We start from the raw sequence: 22,324 nt of genomic DNA on the forward strand, positions 1-22,324 counted from the left end.
AATGACACCAGCCAAACGATTTTTCAGCCTTTTACGACTCGACAGTAAGGACGTTTCACAGATATTTTTCTATGCCTTGTTTGCAGGGTTTATCAGCTTGTCACTACCGTTGGGCATACAGGCAATTATCAACTTTATACAAAGCGGAAGAGTGAGTGTTTCCTGGATTGTCCTCGTAATTTTTGTTATTGCCGGTGTAGCCCTTGTAGGCATACTGTCATTAATGCAATTGCGAATAACCGAAAATTTACAGCAAAAGATTTTTGTCAGGTCGTCCTTTGAATTTGCCTACAGACTTCCCAAGATCCGTTTTGGAGAAACGCATACTAATGTGTATCCTCCAGAGATAGCCAACAGGTTTTTTGATACCATGTCCATACAAAAAGGTGTTTCAAAACTTCTTATTGACTTCTCGTCCGCCTTGCTGCAAATTGGCTTTGGTATAATACTACTGTCATTATACCATCCATTCTTTATTCTCTTTGGAATACTGCTGATTATATTATTGTACCTTATTTTTAAATTCTCCTACCGGCCGGGTCTGGAGACGAGTTTGAGCGAGTCAAAGTACAAATATAAAGCGGCAGACTGGTTGCAGGAAATTGCCAGGAATACTTCCTCTTTCAGGACAATCCTAAACTTTAACTTTGCGCTGGATAAAAATAATGCATTAGTAGAAGGATATCTTAAGTATCGCGAACAGCACTTTAATATTATCAGGAGGCAGTTCATCCAATTGATTATCTTTAAGATCATCATTACAGCCGGACTCCTTCTGATTGGGGGATTTCTGGTAATCAACCAGCAAATGAATATCGGGCAGTTTGTCGCTGCAGAAATTGTAATCCTCCTTGTGATTAATTCTGTTGAGAAAATTATTATTGGGCTTGAAAGCTTTTATGATGTGCTTACCTCTGTTGAAAAGATTGGCCAGGTATCTGATATGGATCTTGACGATGAAAAATACAGTGATGTCCTTCCGGAAGGAACCGAAATGACTATTGCAGCAGAAAATGTCCGCTTCCATTATCCTGATGCAAAAAAAGACGCACTCAAAAATGTGAATCTTCAGATTTTACCCGGTGAAAAAATATTATTGCAAGGAAATAACGGAGCAGGTAAAACTACATTAATACGAATACTATCCGGTCTGTTACAGCCAACATCAGGTGTGCTATCCATAAATGATGACTCCTTGTTAAAGATTGATCCGGCCTCCTACCGTGCAAGGATTGGATACATTATTCAGGGTGAAACGCCTTTTGAAGGAACTATTCGTGAAAACATTACTTTCAACAATCCTTCAATTACCATGGAAGATTTGCATTGGGCCCTCGATGCGGTACAATTAACCGATTTTGTAAAATCGCTACCAGATGGTCTCGACACCAAAATTTTCCCGGAAGGAAGGCACCTTTCTTCTTCAAACGCCCAAAAAATATTACTTGCCCGGAGTATCGTTCACAGACCATCGATTCTATTTTATGAGGATCCGACAGACCGTATGGATAACGAAGCCACAAAAGCAATCATAAAATTTATTTTTTCAGATAAAAATCCCTGGACCGTAGTGGTTTCTTCTGCCAGTTTACATTGGGAAGAAGGAGCAACAAGGCGCATTACAATGGAAAACGGTAAGATAATTAACGATCAATACTTCACGCCATGCTAAATATTTCGAATAATAAAAAAGTGCGAATTGAGTCAATGCAGCACTTAAGTACAATAAAGCAATTGTCAGACAGGCCGCATTATAAGATATTGAAAAGGATAATCATCGGACTGTGCCTATTGGGTATAGTGTTGCTATTCCTTCCCTGGACACAAAATGTTTCCGGCAACGGGGCAGTCACAACACTAAAGCCAAATCAGCGTCCGCAGACCATCCATACTGCCATAGCAGGTAGAATCGAAAAATGGTATGTCCAGGAAGGAGATTTTGTAGAGAAAGGCGATACGATACTCTATATTTCAGAAATTAAAGAAGATTATTTTGATCCGAACCTGGTAAAAAATACCAAACAGCAGGTAGATGCAAAGAAAAGTGCCCTGCAGTCGTATGATGGTAAGGTAAAATCACTGGAATCTCAAATGAGCGCACTTTCGAAGGAGCAGAACCTAAAAATACAGCAGGCCACCAACAAAATCAGGCAGGCAGTTCTAAAGGTTAAAAGCGACAGCATTGATCTGGAGGCAGTCAAGACGCAGCTAAAAATTGCCAACACGCAATTTGACCGTTCTGTACAGCTCAATAAGGATGGCCTGAAGCCTCTTACTGATGTGGAAGAAAAACGCCTTAAACTCCAGGATGCCCAAGCCAAGATCATCACTCAGGAAAATAAATTGCTTACCGCAAGAAATGAGCTCATTAATGCGAAAGTCGAGATTGGAAGGATAACGGCAGAATACAATGAAAAAATTGCAAAGTCAAGCAGTGATAAATTTACAGCACTAAGCAGCCAGTATGATACAGAAGCTCAGGTATCAAAGCTCGAAAACCAATATGTCAATTACAGTATACGTAATGGCATGTATTATATAAAAGCACCCCAAAGTGGTTTTGTTAACCGTGCCTTACAATCAGGGATTGGCGAAACTATAAAAGAAGGTATGCCTGTTGTCAGTATAATGCCGGCAAGCTACGAAATTGCGGTTGAGACCTATGTTAAGCCTATTGATCTTCCCCTGCTTAAAAAAGGCGACAGAGTGCGGGTATGGTTCGACGGGTGGCCAACCATCGTTTTCTCCGGGTGGCCGGGTATGTCCTATGGTACATTTGGAGGCAGGATAGTTGCTATTGAAAATTTCATCAGTCCGAATGGCAAGTACAGAGTGCTGATCGCACCAGACAAAAATGAGGCTCCATGGCCAAAACAACTCAGCATTGGTGCCGGAGTACAGACTATAACCCTGCTTGATACCGTACCGATATGGTTTGAAATCTGGAGAACACTCAACGGATTTCCTCCTAATTATTACCAGCATTCCCAAAATCAGAATTCTAAAGAAAAATGATGAAACGAGTTTTTATAATCCTATTGATACTGACTAGCTATCACATTAAGGCTCAATCATTCAAAGAAAAAGAGCTTAGTTTTAGCGAATATATTGGTTATGTAAAGAAATACCATCCGCTTGTCAGGCAGTCAGGATTACTGCTTAACAAAGCAGAAGCCGAACTTTTGACAGCCCGTGGTGGATTTGACCCTAAAATTGAGGTAGATTATGATCAGAAGGATTTTAAGGATAAGAATTATTATTCACTGCTAAAAAGTACTTTTAAGATACCCACCTGGTATGGAATTGAAATTAAAGCTGCATTTGACAACAGCGAAGGCTTGTATGTAAATCCACAAAATACAACACCTAACAATGGCCTGACTTCCATAGGAATATCCATCCCTTTGGGACAGGGACTTTTTATCAATAAACGCATGGCCGATGTCAGGATGGCAAAGGTACAACTTCAACTCAGTGCCGCAGAGCAAAAAATGGAGACAACAGATGTCATATATGAGGCATCCCTGGCCTACTTTAACTGGAAGAGAGCATTTGATGAAGCAGAGTTATATAAAACCTATCTGGAATATGCACAGAAGCGCTACGATGGGATTTTACGTCTTATAGAAACCGGCGATAAACCGGCAATTGACAGCGTAGAAGCGGGTATTTTGGTTAAGACACGTGAGCTAAGCCTAAAAGATGCCCAGCTAAAACTTACAAAATCACGACTGGAATTGTCCAACTTTCTATGGATTGATAACGTTCCCGTTGAACTCGAAGAGAATATCACGCCGGAAGAAAATGTCAGAAACAGCGTCGATGCCAGCCTGAACACCAACTTACAAGTAAACCCGTCCGCTGCTTTAGACAGCCATCCTAAAATACAGTCGTTACAAAGTAAGTTGAGTATGCTCGAAATTGAACGTCGTTACAAGGCAAACATGCTACTCCCTGAAATGAATGTAAGCTACAATTATCTTTCTGAGCCAGCCTATTTTACAGATTACAGGTTTCAGGATTATAAGATAGGTCTAAATTTCAGCTTCCCTTTGTTCCTTCGTAAAGAAAGAGGTGCATTGCAGCTAGCCAAACTGAAAATCCAGGATGGCCAACTGGATCTGGAATTGGAACGTGTAGCGCTAAAAAATAAAATCCTTACTTATAGTGCAGAAATTGAATCGCTTAACCAACAGCAGCTAACCGCGGCTGAGCTTGTAAAGGATTATACCGTAATGCTTTCATCGGAAGAAAAATTGTTTTCCTTTGGGGAAAGCTCTCTTTTCCTTATTAATTCCAGAGAAAATAATGTGGTTAGCAGCAGACTGGCCGAAATCAATACGGAAAACAGGCTTCTTGCCTCAATAGCTAATCTTTATAAGGTCTTGAGCATTCCTTAATAATTACTTTAACAGCCAGATACAACCGTTTATCAACATCAGAAAATAGTACCCTGAATAAGAAATATCGAATATCTTTTTTTAACATTCCTATTTTGGCATAAATTGTGTGAATGTGTATTCAACCAATCAAATAATTTATGAAGCTACTTTATCTCATTTCTGCACTTTTGTGCCTTAATTTATCCACTGCCCAAAACATTAAAACTCTTAATAAAGGCAGGGTTGTCCAAAAAAATTATAATGTCAGCGTTCCTTATCAGGATATAAACGGTCTGGTAATAGTTGAGGCTGTTATTAAAGGGAATACCTATAATTTTATTGTCGATACCGGAGCACTGAGCGCCATCTCGCAAGAGCTGTATAATGAATTGGGGCTGGAATCTGTTAATGGGCTTGATGTTGGCGATTCCAGCAACCTGCGACAGAATATGAAACTCGTAACACTGCCACCTGTTCAGGTGGGCGATATTACCTTTGCTGATGTCCCTGCAGTGGTTACCGATAGTAGTTTCTTTTTAGAATGCCTAGGAATTGACGGATTTATTGGTAGCAATATGATGCGTAACAGCATCGTGAAATTTTCATATAAGGATAAGACCGTTAGTTTTACCGATAAACTGAAAAATTTTAGCATTGATAAAAAGAAAAGTGCCGGTTTATTAAAGGACCAGTTTCAAAGTAATCCATACTTAAAGATTGACATCAAAAATAAGGATGCAGAAGCAACTGAAACCCTTTTGTTCGATTCCGGAATGGTTGGGCTATATGATTTGTCATTAGGTGTTTACGAAAATGCATTATCCCAAAAAATTAATCTTTTTTCTCTACTCTATCAGGCTAAGGGAGCCTATTCGTTAGGCATACATGGTGTTGAAAGCCAAAAAGAACATTTTATGCTGTCGATTCCCGAACTAAATTTTGCAGGAGTTACCCTTAAAAATATTACCACGACTACTACCAGCGACACCAAATCGAGAATAGGAAGCAAAATATTATCCTATGGAGATGTTGTAGTCGATTATCCGGGCAGACAACTCTATTTCAATCCTTATCAGGATGGTGCAATAGATTTGGCCGAAAAGAACTGGCCTGTACAACCTGTAATCAAAGACGATAAATTTGTTGTGGGTATAGTGTGGGATGCTGCATTGAATGACAGGATTAATGAAGGAGATGAAATACTAAAGTTCGGGGAATTTGATTTTTCAGATATGAATCCTTGTGAATCATTTAAATTGAACAGGAAACCTCAGACGGATACCGCTGTAATGGTACTGAAAGACATAAAAACAGGAGAAGTCAAAAATGTGGAGCTGGTTAAAAAATAAAGTAATTAACTTCTTTCTCTTGTAAATAAGTATGAAAACAAAAAACCAACCCATTACAGGTTGGTTTTTTTTATTAACTACAATAGATATGCTTCCGCTTCCCTTTATTAAACCAATAATTACCTATCTCCAGGAATTCATTTCATAATTTGAAAAGTTTGTTTTCATGTCTTCTATCCTGTTTTCAAGGGATTTAATTCCTGTTCTTACATATTTTTCCTTTTCAGATTCGTTTAAAGTATACAGGATGTCAAATCCCGGATTTGGTTTAGGAATGGGGACAGATAATGTGATGCTATTGTTTTCTTCATAAACATAATAATGCCAATCTTTTTTTTCTATTAGTTTCTTGGTGTTCATTACTACCCTATAGTCATTTTTATTTATTTCTCTATATCTTTTCGTGTGGCTTATTACATCCAGTTAAAATTAAAGGCTCCACATTTAGGACAGTTTATATACTGATATTTGCAGACGCATAGTATTACACAATACAACTATTCGTCATCTCCAATAATTTCAGCCAGCAAATCTATTTTACGCCACTTTTTCAGGGCTTTCCTTGAAATGTTTTGTGGTACGGGAGTAGTACGGTCGTTGCTGAAATGGGTAAAATTTGAAATAAAATCCTCCAGGCTGTCAGTTTCCTCTTCAAAGGTTTCGAGAAAAGATTCAGAGCTTAAAAGATTTATAATTGCAGTATAAGCTGCATCATCCAATCGGTATTCGTCGGTGATATCGATAATAGCTTCAAGTAGTTCCTGATTGTTGTCAAAGTCATCATCAGCGGTAGCGATAAGCCTTAGCACTTCGGTAGATGGCGATCTATAGTCTTTATTATCCACCATTTGTTTAATTTCCAATATGCAGGAAAGTTCAAAAGGCACATCGGTATTGTATTCGCCTTCAAAGCCCAATTCTTCAATTATGCCTTTCCAGTGTACATCAACTTTGTTGTTTTCAATTTTTCCGAATGTGATTTCATTGTCCTTGATACCGTTGTGTCTAAACATATAAAAGATAAACAGGTGTTCGTCGGTCACATAATCATAGGAATCTTTTACAGAAATGGTTTTCCCAACCAGCGATTGCAAATTGCCCTGCGTAGCCATCATCTGTTCACAACGGATATTCCCGCTATGATTTCCTTCTATAAAAGGAGCCTCATCACTTTGTACCCAAATATCCCAGACGGTACAAACGGGTTCTAAATCTTCTTGGTTGTATTCTTTTATGAATGATTTCCCAGTATTGATAGGAAATTTATAGTCTTTAATTTTTAGGATATTCATTGGGATTGGTTTTTCCAAATGTAGATAAAAATCAATTCGGATGACCCAATGAAAGATTTTTTCTACAGAATTATATATTCATAAAATTTTTATTAATCGATACTGATTTATCAGGGCTATTGTATTTTCAATTACAGCAATCAGGAAATAATAAACAAAAACGATACTTGTTTATAGTTTAGTGAGTTTACTACAAAAATTATTCTATTTTTGATTTTCTAAAAACATAACAAAACCAAAAAAAGCCACCGCCTTACTGATGTTTACTATCAAATCTTCTCTATTTCTAAAACGAATTTTTCTTCTATTCTTTTTAGCCAGCCTGTCGAATGGTTTTTCTCAAAATAAAGCAGTAGACAGTTTACAGACCTATACAAAAAAAGATACGATAAGAGTCAAATTATTAAATGCCGCGGCTCTAAAAATAATAGAAAGCGATACTGACAAAGCATTGCAGCTCTATAAAGAATCCGAACAACTTTCTGAAGCCCTGCAATATAAAAAAGGAAAAGCCTATAGCTTATTGATGTCCGGTAGAGCCTATTCCAAAAAAGGAGATTATCCAACTTCCATCACTTATTTTCAGAATTCCCTTGAAGTATATGAAGATTTAAAAATTAAAGTAAGTGTCGCCAATTGTCATTTGAACATTGGCAGGTCTTATTACTATCTTACCGATTTCCCAAAGGCTTTGGAGCATCTTAAAACTGCCACAGAACTTAGTGAGCAATCCGGAAAATTAAGAGTAGCTTCAAATGCTTTGATGATTATTGCCATGATTTATAACACTCAGGGAGATTATGACAAAAGCCTGGAATATTATAAAAAATCAATTGTAATCGATGAAAAGCTGGGAGACAAAAAGGGAATTGCCGTTACTTATATTAATTTGGCGAATCTTTATAAACAGCAAAACCAACCCACTCTTGCTTTAGAGCATTATAATAAATCGCTGGAGATCTATAAACAGTTTAACGACGAGTATGGTGTTGCTTCCAATTTAAACAATATTGGAACGCTGTATCAGGAAATGGAAAACAACAAAGCCGCCCTCCCTAATTACTATAAAGCATTAGCCATCTTTGAAAAGTTAAAAAAAGATAAGGAAGTTATGGGTTGTCTGAGTAACATTGGTATTATCCTGATGTCGGAAAAAAATCCTAAAGCTTTAGCAATATTTAAGAAAGGATTACGGTTAAGCCAGGAAGCTAATGAAGCCTTTGCCGTTGCTTTTTTCAATAACAATATAGGTGGTTATTATTTTATGATTGAAAACTATGATGCCTCACTTCCTTATTATGAAAAAGCGGTAAAAACGTATAAAAAAATAGGAGCTCAGCGGGAACTTTCTACCAGTTACCTGAATATAAGTAGAATTTATTTTTCAAGAAAAGAGTATGATAAAGCCTTACAGTATGCCAAAGAAGGAAGTGATATTGCTAATGAACTTAAACTATTGAGCCTGCAAACTGATTATTCTCTTTTATTTTCAAAAATTTATTATGCTCTTAAAGAATATAAGTTGGCCTATGAAAGCGGACAGGAACATAAAGAACTGAATGACAGTCTTTATAAAAAAGAAACCTTTGATAAGCTGGCAGAAATAAAATATGAATATGCTTATAAGGATACTCTGACTACGGCAAAGAAAAGCGTAAACACCTTAAAGAAAACGGTAGCAGTTTCAGAATTACAAAAAAAATGGCTGATTGGTGGTTTTATAGGTCTCTTGATTGTTTTAGGTTTCTTACTTGCCTTATTAAAAATCAGACGGGTAAAAATGCAGAACCAACAGCTTTTGTTAGAACAAAAATTGCTGATTACACAAATGAACCCGCATTTTATATTCAATTCCATACAAAACATCAGAAGCCTGATTAACAACAGGCAAAATGATGAAGCGGTAAATTATTTGGGTAAGTTTTCTAAATTAACCCGTCAAATTCTTGAACACTCCAACCAGAACTATATTTCATTGGCTGAAGAATTGGAAATGCTTGAGAACTATCTCACCATACAGCAACTTTTATATGAAAACAAATTCACTTTCAATATCCATATAGAAGAAAATATGGATACCGAATCGATATTTTTACCGCCTATGCTCGCGCAGCCCTATATTGAAAATGCCATCAAACACGGATTGAGCAACACGACAGAAAACGGAAAAATTGATGTTCATTACTATTTGAAAGAAGAAAAACTCTATTTTGAAGTAACCGATAACGGTAAAGGGTTTGGAACAGATGAGAAAGTCAGCAATCACAAATCACTGGCCATGACCATCACTAAAGAACGTTTGACATTCTATACTAAAAACAAAGATTTTGTGGTGCAAACCAATAACGTAATCGCTTCAGACGGAACTATAGAAGGAGCCAAAGTTGCTTTTGAAGTTCCTTATATTTATGAAAGCTAAAGTGATAAATAATATAAAAATCCTAAAAAAACCAGTTAAAGTATTTTAACTGGTTTTTTATTTTCGCTGGGTTTAGCAGTATGTATCTATCAATTGATTATTTTTACCTCCGTTTTTTAATCACATCCCTCACGTTTATGTTAAATTGCAAGCATTTAGTATCTTTTCTACTCCTTCTCTTTATCAGCCTCCCTGTTTATTCCCAGAATAAAACAATTGATTCTATAGAAACGATATTAGCGAATCGCAAAATTAGTGACACAACACGCATTAATACAATTATTGCGGGTATGGATAACACAATCATGTTGAGCAAAGCACATGTGGCCTACTACAATCAGCTACTTCCTGTTTTTACTAAAGGACTGGCAATGCCCAACCTTCATCCAAAAGTAAAGCAGATATACCAATTTGCTGCAGGTGTGTATTACTACAATACCGCAAAAAAAGAAACAAGTGAGGGCAACAAAAATGCACCAATCCACTTTGATGAAGCTATAAAGTATTGGAAAGCCTCTAAAGACTATAAGCCTATGGCATTAGCGTTGGTTGGTAAAGGAACGTACTACCGCCATATTGCCGACTGGCCAAATACGTTCAAATACTTTTTTGAAGCCTTAAAATTCTACGAGAGCATTCATAATGAAAGCGGAATATCAACCGTAAATATGGAAATAGGAACCGCTTGTATAGCCCAGCAGGACTGGAATAAAGCTATTGTCCATCTAAAAAAAGCATTGCCCTATTATGATGTCCCGGAGTCAGAATTAAGAAAATCAGACCGCCATAGTTTAGCGGTTATTCATAATAACATAGGTACATCTTATACCCGTCTTAAAAACTTTACCGAAGCCCACAATAATTTCCTAAAGGCCTACAATTATATCAAAAAAAATAAAGACCCGCAGGCAGAATCAATAATTTTAGTACAATTGGCGCAATCCTCCAGTGAATTGGGAAAACTAACTGAGTCGGAAGATTATTTAAAAAGAGCCTTGGATTTATGTAATGATGATATTTCAAGGCAAGGAGTATACGGAAGTGCTGCACGTATTAATTACAAAAATAAAAACTATGATAAGGCGGCAGAGTATGGTGAGTTGAGCTACAGCCTGGCAAAAAAGAATAAAAACATCAATTCACAGTCCGGTCTCACCTCCCTGCTATATAAAATTTATAAAGAAAGCGGACAGTATGAAAAAGCATTAAAAATGCATGAAGCGAATATTGTAATAAAAGATTCTACAAATTTAGAAGCCTCAAAAAACGAATTGGCACAACAGGAACTCAAATACCAGTTTGAGAAAAAAGAACTGCAGCAAAAAATACTCCAGCAAAAGAAAGTAACAGCCGTTGAGCTCGAAGCCCAAAAGAAAATGGCAATGGAAACTTCAAAAAATAAATTAGCCCGACAACAGTTGGTATACGATTTTGAAAAAAAACAGCTGAACCAGAAACTCGCTCAGGAAAAAAAGGTAGCTGCCATCAAACTAATTTCTGAAAAGAAAACGGCCGTTAAAAACAACTGGCTGATTGCCGTTTCTTCTGTATTTCTGCTTTCGTTACTGGGCGCTTATTTCTACTACCGAAACAATAAGCAGAAACAGGCCATTACGGTCCTGGAAAAAAACCAAATCAAGCAAAAGTTGCTCATTACCCAAATGAACCCGCATTTTATATTCAATTCGATTCAGAACATCAGAAGCCTGATTAACAACAGACAAAATGATGATGCAGTAAACTATTTGGGCAAGTTTTCCAAACTAACCCGACAAATTCTTGAACACTCCAACCAGAACTATATTTCATTGGCTGAAGAAGTTGAAATGCTTGAGAATTACCTCGCTATACAGCAGCTTTTATATGAAAACAAATTCACTTTCAATATCCGTATAGAAGAAAATATTGATACCGAATCCATATTTTTACCACCAATGCTGGCTCAGCCCTACATTGAAAACGCCATCAAACATGGGTTAAGCAACACAACCGAAAACGGCAAAATTGATATTCACTATTATCTGAAAGAAGAAAAACTCTATTTTGAAGTAACCGATAACGGTAAAGGATTTGGTACCGATGAGAAAGTCAGCAATCACAAATCACTGGCCATGACTATTACCAAAGAACGCCTGGTTTCTTACACCAAGAATAAAGATTTTATAGTGCAAACTAATAATGTAATCGCTTCAGACGGAACTATAGAAGGAGCGAAAGTTGCTTTTGAGGTTCCTTATATTTATGAGAGTTGAAATGATGGATGATATACTTTTAATAAAATAAACGCCAATATCGAAATCCAGAAAAAACAACTTTTATCTTTGTGAAATTGTGAATGTTTACTGAGTCCTATTATTTATAATCTATTAATTCATGATAAAAATTCCTTTATATCCAACCTATACAATGACTATTCAATTATTAAAAATAATTGATGGTATGCCTGTACAAGATTTTAAAACTATGTGGACAACCGTCTGGGATTTAAGAGGCACTCCGCAAAATACTGTAGATTGGAAAAATCCCGATGAATGGATTGGAGAAAGATTATCAGGAATAGAAAAGGAAATTGCTTTAAAAATTTGGAAAGAATCCAATAAAACTTTAAATCCACGTTGGACAAGAGGTTCTCAATTTCTTATCAATGCTTACAAACTAATTGAAGATAATAAAGGAATCTATCAATTAACCGAAAAAGGGAAAGTGTTTATCAATAATAAAGAAAATCTAGTAACTAAAGATATTGATATTAAAGAAGGTTTAGTACAGATTTTAGTTCAACTTTCCTCGATACAAGAGGGTAAGAGAGCTGATCTGATAGATGATTGGGAAAACTATACTATTAATAATTCTAATCTGAAAAAAGAATCAGTAATCAAAGATTATTTAAGAAGAAGACTTGTAAATCTTATTGATAGGAAATATGTCAAAAAGAATGGAAATGCTTACTTAATTACCGAACTTGGAAAACTTTATTTAGATTCTATTGAGTTAGAGGAAGAAAATTCAATTTTAAGTAAAGAAACTAAATTAAGCCGGAAAGTTGAAAGTTTTACAATAGAGCAAAGAAATTTTTTAAAAGAATATTTAAAACAAACAAAACCTTATCAATTCGAGCATATTGTAAAAGACTTACTTTACGCAATGGGCTACGAAGATGTAGAAGTAACTTCGCCTACTAATGATAAAGGAGTGGATGTTACCGGAATCAGTCAAAATGGTATCACAACCGTTAAAGAGGTGATTCAAGTTAAAAGAAATACCACTTCAAATGTTATAAGACCTGTTTTAGATAGCTTAAGAGGTAGTTTACATAGATTTGATGCTTTTCAAGGCACAATAATAACATTATCTGATTTTGCAAAAGGAGCTAAAGATGCTGCTTTTGAAAAAGGAGCGGCACCGATAACATTAATTAACGGGGAAAAGTTAATTGATTTACTCTTAAAATATAAAATTGGTGTATCTAAAAAAAGCTTTGAATATTATGTGGTAGATACTGAATATTTCAATGAAGAAAATGAGGATAATGTAGAGTAATTAATTTCTATATTAAATTTATAATCATATAAAGTTCTTTTAAAAAAAAACTAGCCAAGGAATAATACCCCTTGACTAGTTCTCCAATCAACCTAACAAATCAACCTATTTCCAGCCTCCTCCTAAATCTTTATATACATGAACAACAGCGTTCAGTTGTTCTTTTTTGGTTTCTATCAGTTCAAGTTTGGATTCCAAAGCATCTCTTTGGGTCATCAGTACCTCGAAATAATCGACTCTTGCCGATTTAAACAAATCGTTTGAAATATCAATGGAACGGTTTAAAGCATCCACCTGTTGTGATTTTAAATCGTAGCCTTTTTGAAGGTTTTCGATTTTAGAAAGTTGGGTAGATACTTCCAGATAGGCATTTAAAACCGTACGGTCATAATTGTACAATGCCTGAAGCTGTCTGGCATTGGCACTTTTAAATTCTGCTTTGATGGCATTTCTGTTAATCAGCGGGGCAGCCAAATCACCAGCCACAGAATACAAAAGCGATTCCGGGAACGTAAACAGATATGTCGGTTTAAAGGCACGTACACCAAACGCTGCTGAAATATCAAGCGATGGATAAAACTCAGCCCGGGCTACTTTTACATCCAATTTGGCAGCCACCAATTCCAATTCTGCCTTTTTGATATCCGGACGATTGCTCAACAATTGTGACGGAATACCTGAATTTACAGTAGCCGGCAATAAGTCCGTAAAATTGGTTTTGTCTCTTTTGATTTCCTGCGGGTAACGGGCCAGTAAAAAGTTAATCTTATTCTCCGTTTCCTTGATTTTTTGCAGGATTTCAAACTCTAAACTTTTTGAAGTCAATACTTCCGCCTGGAATTTCTGAACCGCCAATTCTGTTGCTCTGGCTGCCTGTTTCTGGATTTTTACAATTTCCAGGGCATTGGACTGCAATGCAATGGTCTGTTTTACAATATCCAATTGGCTGTCAAGGGCCAATAATTCATAATACGAATCGGCTACTTCGGCAATAAGATTTGTGATGACAAAGTTCTTTCCTTCAACGGTTGCCAAATACCTGTTGACGGCCGCTTTTTTAGAATTACGCAGTTTTTTCCAAATATCAACTTCCCAGTTGGCGTAAGCACCAATCGTATAATCCGGTAACGGGTCTGGTGTTTCAACTCCGGGTTTGATTTCGGTTGTGGCATCACCCGCACCCTGGCTTGTGTATCGGCCCACTTTTTCAAGTCCGGCTCCGGCACGAAGTCCAACCGTTGGCAATAACAATCCTTTTTTAACACGGACATCGTTTTTTGCGATTTCAATTTCCTGCAAAGTGATGTTCAGCTCCTGGTTGTTTTTTAATGCCGTGTCAATCAATTCCACAAGATTCGGGTCTTTAAAGAATTGATTCCATTTAATCGTCGACATATTGGTCGTATCCTTGCTGGTTCCGAAAGATTCCGGAACCGGCTTGCTAGGAGTCTCGGCTATTGTCTGTGGCGCCTTACAGCCAATTACGGCAAGGCAAAGCGCTACAACAATACTATATTGGTATATTTTGGATTTAAACATGATTGTTATCGATTTCTTCTGTTAATGGGTTCTCTTCTTCATTTTTAACCAACTTGTGCTTTTCGGCAATTCGGGCAAATATGTAATACAATCCCGGTATTACAAATACACCGCAAATCGTTCCAAGAAGCATCCCTCCTGCCGCGGCAGTACCAATGGTTCTGTTACCTATTTTTCCGGGTCCGGTTGCAAAAACCAACGGAATCAAACCTGCAATAAAGGCAAACGAAGTCATCAGAATAGGACGGAATCTCGCTTTTGCTCCTTCCATAGCCGACTCTAAAACCGACTTACCGGCAGCATGCCTTTGGATGGCAAATTCGACAATCAACACGGCATTTTTACCGAGCAGACCAATCAACATTACCATAGCCACCTGAGCATAGATGTTGTTTTCCAATCCCATGATTTTCAGCAACAGGAAAGCCCCGAAAATACCCGCCGGAAGCGAAAGGATAACCGACAATGGCAAAATAAAGCTTTCGTATTGGGCAGCCAATACCAGGTAAACGAAACCTAAACAGATAAGGAAAACCCAGATAGCCTGATTTCCTTGTGCCACTTCATCCGCAGAAATACCAGCCCAGTCGATTCCGTAACCTCTTGGCAGTTTTTTCTCTGCCACTTCTTTAATCGCCTTAATGGCCGTACCACTACTGTAACCTGCCGCAGCAGCCCCACTGATTTCCGCAGAAGTATACATATTGTGTCTTGTGATTTCAGAGAGCCCGTACACTTTTTCCATTCTCATAAAAGCAGAATAAGGCACCATTTCATCTTTATCATTCTTGACATACAGTTTTAGAATATCATCCGGCAAAGCCCTATATTGCGGTGCTGCCTGAACGATTACTTTATAGTTGAATCCGTATTTAATAAAGCTGATTTCATAGTTACTACCTACCAATGTTGACAAGGTGTTCATGGCATTTTCAATAGAAACTCCTTTTTGCTGTGCCAGGTCGTTGTCTACTTTTAGCATGAATTGCGGGAAACTCGCACTGTAAAAACTAAATACCGAAGAAAGTTCAGGGCGTTTGTTCAATTCTTTTACAAAATCCTGAGTAACGGTTTCCATTTTCTTATAGTCGCCCGAACCTGTTTTGTCCAACAGACGCAATTCAAATCCACCTGCGGCTCCATAACCCGGAACGGCCGGCGGTTGGAAAAATTCGATATTCGCACCCGGAATTTCTTTTGCTTTTTCTTCCAACTCTTCCATTACTTCCTGTACAGAATGTTTTCTTTCACTCCAGTCTTTCAGGTTAATCAGACAGGTTCCTGAGTTGGCACCCGTACCTTCTGTAAGGATTTCATATCCCGCCAAAGCGGAAACCGATTGAACACCTTCTACCGTTTCTGCCTTTTTCTGAAGCCTTTCCGCAACGTTATTTGTTCTTTCCAGAGAAGAACCCGGTGGCGTCTGAATAATGGCATAAAACATTCCCTGGTCTTCATTCGGGATAAATCCTGAAGGAACCGTGCTGCTTATAAACCAGGTTCCGGCACAGAAACCAAGTAATGCAGCAAAGGTTACGGTTCTTCTGTTTACAATTTTCCCTAATACATTCTGATATTTGTCAGAAGCAATATTGAATGTCCTGTTGAAACCGTCGATAAAGATTTTTACAGGAGTTCTCTTTTTTGGTTTGCCATGATGGTTTTTCAGCATGATAGCACAAAGTGCCGGTGTTAGCGTCAAAGCCACAATACCCGAAAGGATAATTGCCGTTGCCATAGTAATAGAGAACTGACGGTAGAATATACCTACAGGGCCCGACATAAAGGCTACCGGAATAAATACCGCTGCCATCAGGAACGTAATTGCTATAATAGCCCCTGCTATTTCATGCATCGCTTTTTTGGTGGCCTTCAGCGCCGAGAGATGTTCTTCTTCCATCTTGGCATGGACGGCCTCGATGACGACAATGGCATCATCGACGACGACCCCAATTGCCAATACCAGAGCAAATAACGTAATAAGATTCAGGGTGATTCCGAAAAACTGCATGAAAACGAACGTTCCGATAAGGGAAACCGGTACTGCTATGGCCGGAATAACCGTCGACCTCCAGTCACCCAGGAAGATAAATACTACGATACCTACCAGAATAAACGCCTCAACCAACGTATGGATTACTTTTTCAATAGAAGCATCCAGGAATTTAGAAACGTCATAACTGATTTCATAGTTCATTCCTTTCGGGAAAGAACTTTTCTTGATTTCTTCCAACTTAGCCTTAACGTCTTTAATAACCTGGCTCGCGTTACTTCCATAGGATTGTTTTAATACGATTGCCGCTGATGGTTTTCCGTTCAGGTTGGAATAGATATCATACATGGAGCTTCCCAGTTCAATATCGGCTACATCTTTCAGTCGCAACAGCTCTCCATTAGGGTTGGAGCGTAAGACTACATTTCCGTATTGCTCTTTGGTTGTAAAACGACCGGAATATTTTAATACGTATTCAAACGCCTGCGACCTTTTTCCGGAACTTTCACCTGTTTTTCCCGGTGATGCTTCCAAACTTTGGCTTGACAGGGCTTCCATCACTTCATCGGCAGAAATTTTATACGCCAGCATTCTATCCGGCTTTAACCAGATTCTCATGGCATATTCACGGGTTCCTAAAATATCCGCAACACCCACACCATTAACCCTTTTTAATTCGGATAGGATATTAATATCGGCAAAGTTGTACAAGAATTTCTGGTCGGTATTTTTATCATCGCTGTAAAGGTTGACATACATCAGCATGCTTGATTCTTCACGCGTAATCTTTACTCCTTCCCTCACTACCAATGGCGGTAGTTTATTCACTACAGAGGCTACGCGGTTTTGTACGTTTACAGCTGCGAGGTTCGGGTCTGTTCCGAGGTTGAATACGACCTGGATACTTGCTTCACCGTCGTTACCGGCATCTGAGGTCATGTATTTCATTCCGGGTACTCCGTTCAGCGCTCTTTCCAGAGGAATGATTACTGATTTAATCATCAGCTCACCGTTAGACCCCGGATAATCTGCTGTTATATTCACTTTTGGAGGCGAAATCGAAGGAAACTGGGTCACTGGCAGGTTGAGTACTGACAAGGCTCCTAAAAAGACAATTATGAGCGATATTACTATCGACAACACAGGTCTTTGTATAAATTTATTGAACATTTACTTTGATTTTTTAATGATTAAAGAAGGATGAGATTTTGGATTTGTGATTTAGGATTTTTGATTTTAGATTTTGGACAATAGAGAATAGATGATAGATGAATAGACTAATAACTATACACTATCAACTGTCAACTATCCACTAAAAACTATCCATTGTCAACTAAAAACTAACAACTATCCATTATCAACTAAATAGACTAATTCGTTTATTCTGCTTTTAATCTAAGACTACTCATTACCTTTTTAGGAGCTACATAACCGTAAGCGATTCTGTCATCGTCTTTGACTTTTTGGACGCCATCCAATAAGATTTTATCATTTTCGTTAATGCCGTTATTGACTACATATAAGTCCGGCATTTCGCCACCAATAGTGATTTCTTTTGAACTCAACACATTGTTTTTCCCGACTACAAAAACATATTTTTTGTCCTGGATTTCATAGGTAGCTTTTTGTGGAATTACAATGGCATTTTTTAAAGGCACAAGCATTTGTACTTGTCCTGTTTCGCCATTTCTTAGCAATTTAGTCGAATTTGGGAATCGGGCTCTGAAAGCAATGTTTCCTGTTTCGTTGTTAAATTCACTTTCAATTACTTCAACATCACCTTTGTATTTAAAAGGCTGGCCATCGGCTAAAATCAGATTGACTTTAGTTTCTGCGCGGTCTTTGACGTTAGTCTGGTATTGAAGGTATTCCGGTTCTGATACGTTAAAATAGGCAAACATCTGGCTGTTGTCTGAAAGCGTTGTCAGTAATTCGCCTTCTTCAATAAGGCTTCCTAATTTTAATGGAATACGGTCAATAGTTCCGTCAAACGGAGCCCTGATTTCTGTAAATGACAAGTGGAGTTTTGCCAATGATACTTCTGCTTTTGCGGCCTGAAGTTTTGCCTGGGCAGCAGCCAGTTCATTTTTTGAAACTACGTTTTTATCTGCTAAGATTTTAGTGTTCTGTAATTCTATTTCGGCCGATTTTTGTTCTGCCTGGGCTTTCAGTAATTCTGCCTCATACATTTTAGGCATGATTTTAAACAGCAATTGCCCGGCTTTCACGAACTGGCCTTCGTCAACATAAATGTTTTGCAGAAATCCTTTTTCCTGGGCACGGATTTCAATGTTTCGTACCGACCTGATTTGCGATACATATTCTTTAGTAAAAGTAGTGTCGATTTTTACCGGACTGGTTACCGTAAATTTATCGGCTTCTTCTTTTTCTACTTTTTTAGTTGTGCAACTAGCAAGGCACAACAAGGCAGTGATGCCTGTTAGGATGATTTTCTTCATTAGGTAAATAAATGGAAATTAAGCGATTGATTGATTGCTTGGAATACGACGATTCCTTTGGATGCGTAAAAACATCAGTAACCAGAAGCTACGCGAACAGCCATATCTGAAGAAGTGTGTTTAATAACAACTACAAAATATAATGATCACACTCAGGTAACCGATATATTCGAGTTAAATCAAATACGTAATACCCTATGGGTAATGTAAATAGGATTGGATTGGCCACAAAATGGCGCGAAGGTTTTAAAATTCTTTTGATAACGGTCCAGGATGGGCTGACAGTAGATTGTCTCATACCAGTTATCAGATAAGCTATAATTTCCTATGAAAAGTTTATTCCATATTCCGTCTTTGAGATCGTCTCCACCTGGTTGCCCTTCATCAAGATCTAAGTCACCCTCTTCAAGTAAGGTATTGCTTGTATCCTGATTGGTAAATTTTACCCTGTGTTTTTTCTGAAAACTATGAGACGAATGTGAAGTTGGTTGCGTAGCTGCATTAAGGTATTGCCCTCCGCTTAGCAGAAGTAAAGAGACATATACGAATAATGCAAATAGCTTTTTCATTTGCCGCCAAAAGTAAACAAAGTATTTAAACAAAAAAAGAAATTTCACTACGCTTTAACAAGTAAATGCTGCTACAACGTTTTCTTTGATTGAAAAAATGTTTTTTTCAGTGTAATTTATTCTGTGCCAATATCTAAAAAGTCATCAAGCCGATAGGATAAGTATCAGCTTTTCTCAATATATTCTGCATTGAAAAGATGATTTGGCTTTAAGTAGACAAAATTGTTTTGAAAGTCAAGAAACATATTAAACCTTTTCAAAACTTCATTCCCAAGAATATGGATGTTTTGTCCATGCATTGGTTTATTAGTAGTTACCAGTTGTACAGGCACATCTTTAAATTCATATTTACCGATTTTCAATTTTTGCAGGCTTGAGGTTATCACCGGGACTTCGTTTCCTTGTGCTCCTCTCATAATAATCTTTTTTATTACTTTCATGTTCTGAGTAGGAAATTTGCCAATTTTGAGCAAATCATTATCGAGCATAACTGTCCTTTGATAGCCCGTATCAAATAGAAAAAAGTCTGAGTTTTCTACTATATCCTGAAAAATTTGGCTTTCTACCAAAAAAATCCCCTGAAAAAAAGTAATCATGAGTTTTGAGAAAGCATCTTCTTTCAAAACAGAGATGGGCAGTTCCGGGTGGACAACCATGATGTTCTTGTCATAATTAAGCTCTACGACTTTCCCTTTAAATAAATCCCAACCAAACCTACCATCTGTATCATGTCCGGTTAATTGTGCGTCAAATACTCTTGTACTGTAGTCCTGATTCCCTATTTTGATATCATAAAATGTGTCATACAGCTTGGGCGCCGACTTTAATTTGTTTTTCATGACATCATTCGTCAGTACCAATTCTGTCGTACCCGTATCAAAATTCAGATTTAAGGTATCGGTTTTATTAAAAACAGCCTTGACATAGATAGTATTTTGTTTATTGATGGTTAAAGGAATGGTGTCTGGTAATACATTTTTAGTTTGTCCGAAAGCACTTAGCGATTCAAAAACAAATACTGCAAATAAGATTTTCTTCATGGAGTGTTTTTTTCAATCTTCGTTGCCAAATATAAGAGTTCCTATAATATCCCGAATGGAATTATGGCAAATTCGTAAAAATTATAACAGCGTATTATCCGGTCTTGCAATTTTGTAATTTTGCCCTCTCCAAAGTTATCTTTCCTATGAGATTCAGAAACATCAACATACCTCCTATTCCTGCTGTTCTTTTAGCCATAATCAGCGTGCAATCAGGAGCGGCAATCGCCAAAACACTTTTCCCATCCATAGGGGCTGCGGGAACGGCTTCATTGCGAATTGGTATTTCTGCTTTGATTTTAATGGCAGTCTACAGACCAAAGCTCACAAAACTCACCAAAGAACAATGGAAGTTTGTGATTCCTTACGGTCTTTGTTTAGGAGCCATGAATCTCGTTTTTTATTTTGCAATTGAAAGAATACCTATCGGGTTGGCCGTGACGTTAGAATTCATAGGTCCGCTAATGGTAGCCGTTTTAGGTTCCAAACGTGCTGTTGATTTTTTATGGGTATTACTTGCAGCCGCAGGCATTGTTTTGATCGCTCCCTGGACCACAAACGGAGTGGATATTCTGGGTGCGGCTTTAGCTACATTGGCTGGCGCTTTTTGGGCGGCTTATATTGTTCTGGGAGGAAAAATTTCACAAAAAATGGACGGTAATGAAGCGGTTGCAACGGGTATGCTTCTGGCGGCCTGCCTTGTGGTGCCATTCGGAATTTTTGGTGGCGGATTGGAAGGGCTTACTCCTAAGTTTTTAGGCATGGGAATCGCTCTGGCTCTTTTATCGAGTGCCATTCCGTTTACTTTAGAAATGAAAGCTTTGGGCAGGCTTCCTGCACGAACCTTCAGCATATTGATGAGCCTGGAACCGGCTGCTGCTGCCATCTGTGCATTTATATTTTTGCAGGAATACCTTTCCTTCAACGAAATTCTGGCCGTGGTTTTTGTTGTTGCCGCATCAGCAGGGTCAACGATTACCTCCAGAAGGTAGTTATTTCAGAATGGAATACCGTTCCATGAATTTTTCCTTAAATCTTCTGCTCATTGGTATCCTGTTGCCTGACAAAAGCTCTATTTGGTTATCTGACAGATGCAGTTTTTTGACAAGATTCATATTGACTACATAATTGCGATGTACCTGAATGAATTGTTTTTCGGGTAATTTTTGCTGCAACAGCTTTAAAGACATTTCAATCAGGAAAGATTCTTCATGGGTAGAAATAGAAACATACTTGCCCTCTACCCTGACATATTCAATACTGCTGAACAGTACTTTGGTCAGGGCTTCTTTCTTTTTGATTAAAAGGAAAGCCTCCATTATTGCCGTTCCGGTTTGGTGGGCAGAAAACATTCCCGGCATTTCCAGAAATCTTTCTATAGCAAGCTCAATGGCAAACTGCAACTCCAAAACATTAAACGGCTTAATCAGATAACTATAGGGATTAGTCAATCGTGCCGATTCAAAAGTTTCCCTGTCTACAGCAGATGTCAGGAATACGAAGGGTTTCAACGTAGCCGGGTTTTCATTAATGCGTTGGGCAAACAATATACCGTCTGGGTCATTCCCAAGGTAAACATCAATGATAACAATATCCGGTTTTTGGGCATAAAAATAACCCAGTGCATCTTTCAGGTTTGAAGCAGTTGCGGTTACTTCATATCCTTTTTCTTCTAAAGCTTCCTGCAATGATGCTGCCTGAAAGCTATCATCTTCAATAATCAATATCCGTATTTTTTCCAT

16 protein-coding genes are annotated in these 22,324 nt (G+C 37.8%); 8 read left to right on the forward strand and 8 right to left on the reverse strand.

Annotated elements, in window-relative coordinates:
• The first annotated feature begins 1 nt into the window (after position 1).
• From BGO88_RS02965 to BGO88_RS02980, 4 genes are all read left to right on the forward strand, one after another.
• The gene (locus tag BGO88_RS02965; protein WP_286705914.1) at positions 2–1,672 is read left to right on the forward strand and encodes a peptidase domain-containing ABC transporter; all 1,671 of its coding nucleotides are present in this window, start codon (positions 2–4) and stop codon (positions 1,670–1,672) included.
• Positions 1,666–3,015 (forward strand): HlyD family secretion protein, encoded by a 1,350-nt coding sequence (locus BGO88_RS02970; protein WP_056071274.1) that lies wholly within the window; start codon positions 1,666–1,668, stop codon positions 3,013–3,015. Before BGO88_RS02965 ends, BGO88_RS02970 begins: the two co-directional genes overlap by 7 nt.
• A complete protein-coding gene (locus BGO88_RS02975; protein ID WP_353743390.1) occupies positions 3,012–4,400 on the forward strand; it encodes a TolC family protein in 1,389 nt (462 codons plus the stop codon). Before BGO88_RS02970 ends, BGO88_RS02975 begins: the two co-directional genes overlap by 4 nt.
• A gap of 140 nt (positions 4,401–4,540) precedes the next feature.
• Positions 4,541–5,731 carry a retropepsin-like aspartic protease gene (locus BGO88_RS02980; RefSeq protein ID WP_286705915.1) on the forward strand — a complete coding sequence of 397 codons (1,191 nt, stop codon included), beginning with the start codon at positions 4,541–4,543 and terminating at the stop codon, positions 5,729–5,731.
• Positions 5,732–5,854: 123 nt separating this feature from the next.
• Here BGO88_RS02980 and BGO88_RS02985 read toward each other — a convergent pair whose 3' ends face one another.
• Together BGO88_RS02985 and BGO88_RS02990 are read right to left on the reverse strand one after the other, a co-directional pair.
• On the reverse strand, positions 5,855–6,091 hold the full coding sequence (locus BGO88_RS02985) for a hypothetical protein (protein ID WP_286705916.1): 237 nt from the start codon (positions 6,089–6,091) through the stop codon (positions 5,855–5,857).
• A gap of 137 nt (positions 6,092–6,228) precedes the next feature.
• Positions 6,229–7,023: a hypothetical protein gene (locus tag BGO88_RS02990; protein WP_286705917.1), complete on the reverse strand. Its 795-nt coding sequence runs from the start codon at positions 7,021–7,023 to the stop codon at positions 6,229–6,231.
• A gap of 259 nt (positions 7,024–7,282) precedes the next feature.
• Between BGO88_RS02990 and BGO88_RS02995 the strand changes: the two genes are divergently transcribed.
• From BGO88_RS02995 to BGO88_RS03005, 3 genes are all read left to right on the forward strand, one after another.
• The gene (locus tag BGO88_RS02995) at positions 7,283–9,442 is read left to right on the forward strand and encodes a tetratricopeptide repeat-containing sensor histidine kinase (protein WP_286705918.1); all 2,160 of its coding nucleotides are present in this window, start codon (positions 7,283–7,285) and stop codon (positions 9,440–9,442) included.
• 290 nt (positions 9,443–9,732) lie between these two features.
• Positions 9,733–11,694, forward strand: a complete 1,962-nt coding sequence (locus BGO88_RS03000; protein WP_286705919.1) for a tetratricopeptide repeat-containing sensor histidine kinase — start codon at positions 9,733–9,735, stop codon at positions 11,692–11,694.
• Between the two features lie 121 nt (positions 11,695–11,815).
• Positions 11,816–12,982: a restriction endonuclease gene (locus tag BGO88_RS03005; protein WP_286705920.1), complete on the forward strand. Its 1,167-nt coding sequence runs from the start codon at positions 11,816–11,818 to the stop codon at positions 12,980–12,982.
• A 105-nt stretch (positions 12,983–13,087) separates the two neighbouring features.
• Here the strand turns inward: BGO88_RS03005 and BGO88_RS03010 are convergent, their stop codons facing one another.
• The 5 genes from BGO88_RS03010 to BGO88_RS03030 all read right to left on the reverse strand — a co-directional run bounded on the left by BGO88_RS03010 (position 13,088) and on the right by BGO88_RS03030 (position 20,582).
• A complete protein-coding gene (locus tag BGO88_RS03010) occupies positions 13,088–14,521 on the reverse strand; it encodes a TolC family protein (RefSeq protein ID WP_286705921.1) in 1,434 nt (477 codons plus the stop codon).
• Positions 14,514–17,684, reverse strand: coding sequence for an efflux RND transporter permease subunit (locus BGO88_RS03015; protein ID WP_286705922.1), 3,171 nt, complete (start codon positions 17,682–17,684; stop codon positions 14,514–14,516). Before BGO88_RS03015 ends, BGO88_RS03010 begins: the two co-directional genes overlap by 8 nt.
• 209 nt (positions 17,685–17,893) lie before the next feature.
• Positions 17,894–18,973, reverse strand: coding sequence for an efflux RND transporter periplasmic adaptor subunit (locus tag BGO88_RS03020; protein ID WP_273238219.1), 1,080 nt, complete (start codon positions 18,971–18,973; stop codon positions 17,894–17,896).
• Between the two features lie 179 nt (positions 18,974–19,152).
• A complete protein-coding gene (locus BGO88_RS03025; RefSeq protein ID WP_056071247.1) occupies positions 19,153–19,542 on the reverse strand; it encodes a hypothetical protein in 390 nt (129 codons plus the stop codon).
• 164 nt (positions 19,543–19,706) lie between these two features.
• The gene (locus tag BGO88_RS03030) at positions 19,707–20,582 is read right to left on the reverse strand and encodes a pepsin/retropepsin-like aspartic protease family protein (protein ID WP_286705923.1); all 876 of its coding nucleotides are present in this window, start codon (positions 20,580–20,582) and stop codon (positions 19,707–19,709) included.
• A gap of 146 nt (positions 20,583–20,728) precedes the next feature.
• Between BGO88_RS03030 and BGO88_RS03035 the strand changes: the two genes are divergently transcribed.
• Positions 20,729–21,574, forward strand: coding sequence for an EamA family transporter (locus BGO88_RS03035; protein WP_056071241.1), 846 nt, complete (start codon positions 20,729–20,731; stop codon positions 21,572–21,574).
• Here BGO88_RS03035 and BGO88_RS03040 read toward each other — a convergent pair whose 3' ends face one another.
• On the reverse strand, positions 21,575–22,324 hold the full coding sequence (locus tag BGO88_RS03040; RefSeq protein ID WP_286705924.1) for a LytR/AlgR family response regulator transcription factor: 750 nt from the start codon (positions 22,322–22,324) through the stop codon (positions 21,575–21,577). It lies immediately after the preceding gene.

It is taken from the genome of Flavobacterium sp. 38-13 (assembly GCF_001899155.1).
Classification (GTDB): Bacteria; Bacteroidota; Bacteroidia; order Flavobacteriales; family Flavobacteriaceae; genus Flavobacterium; species Flavobacterium lindanitolerans.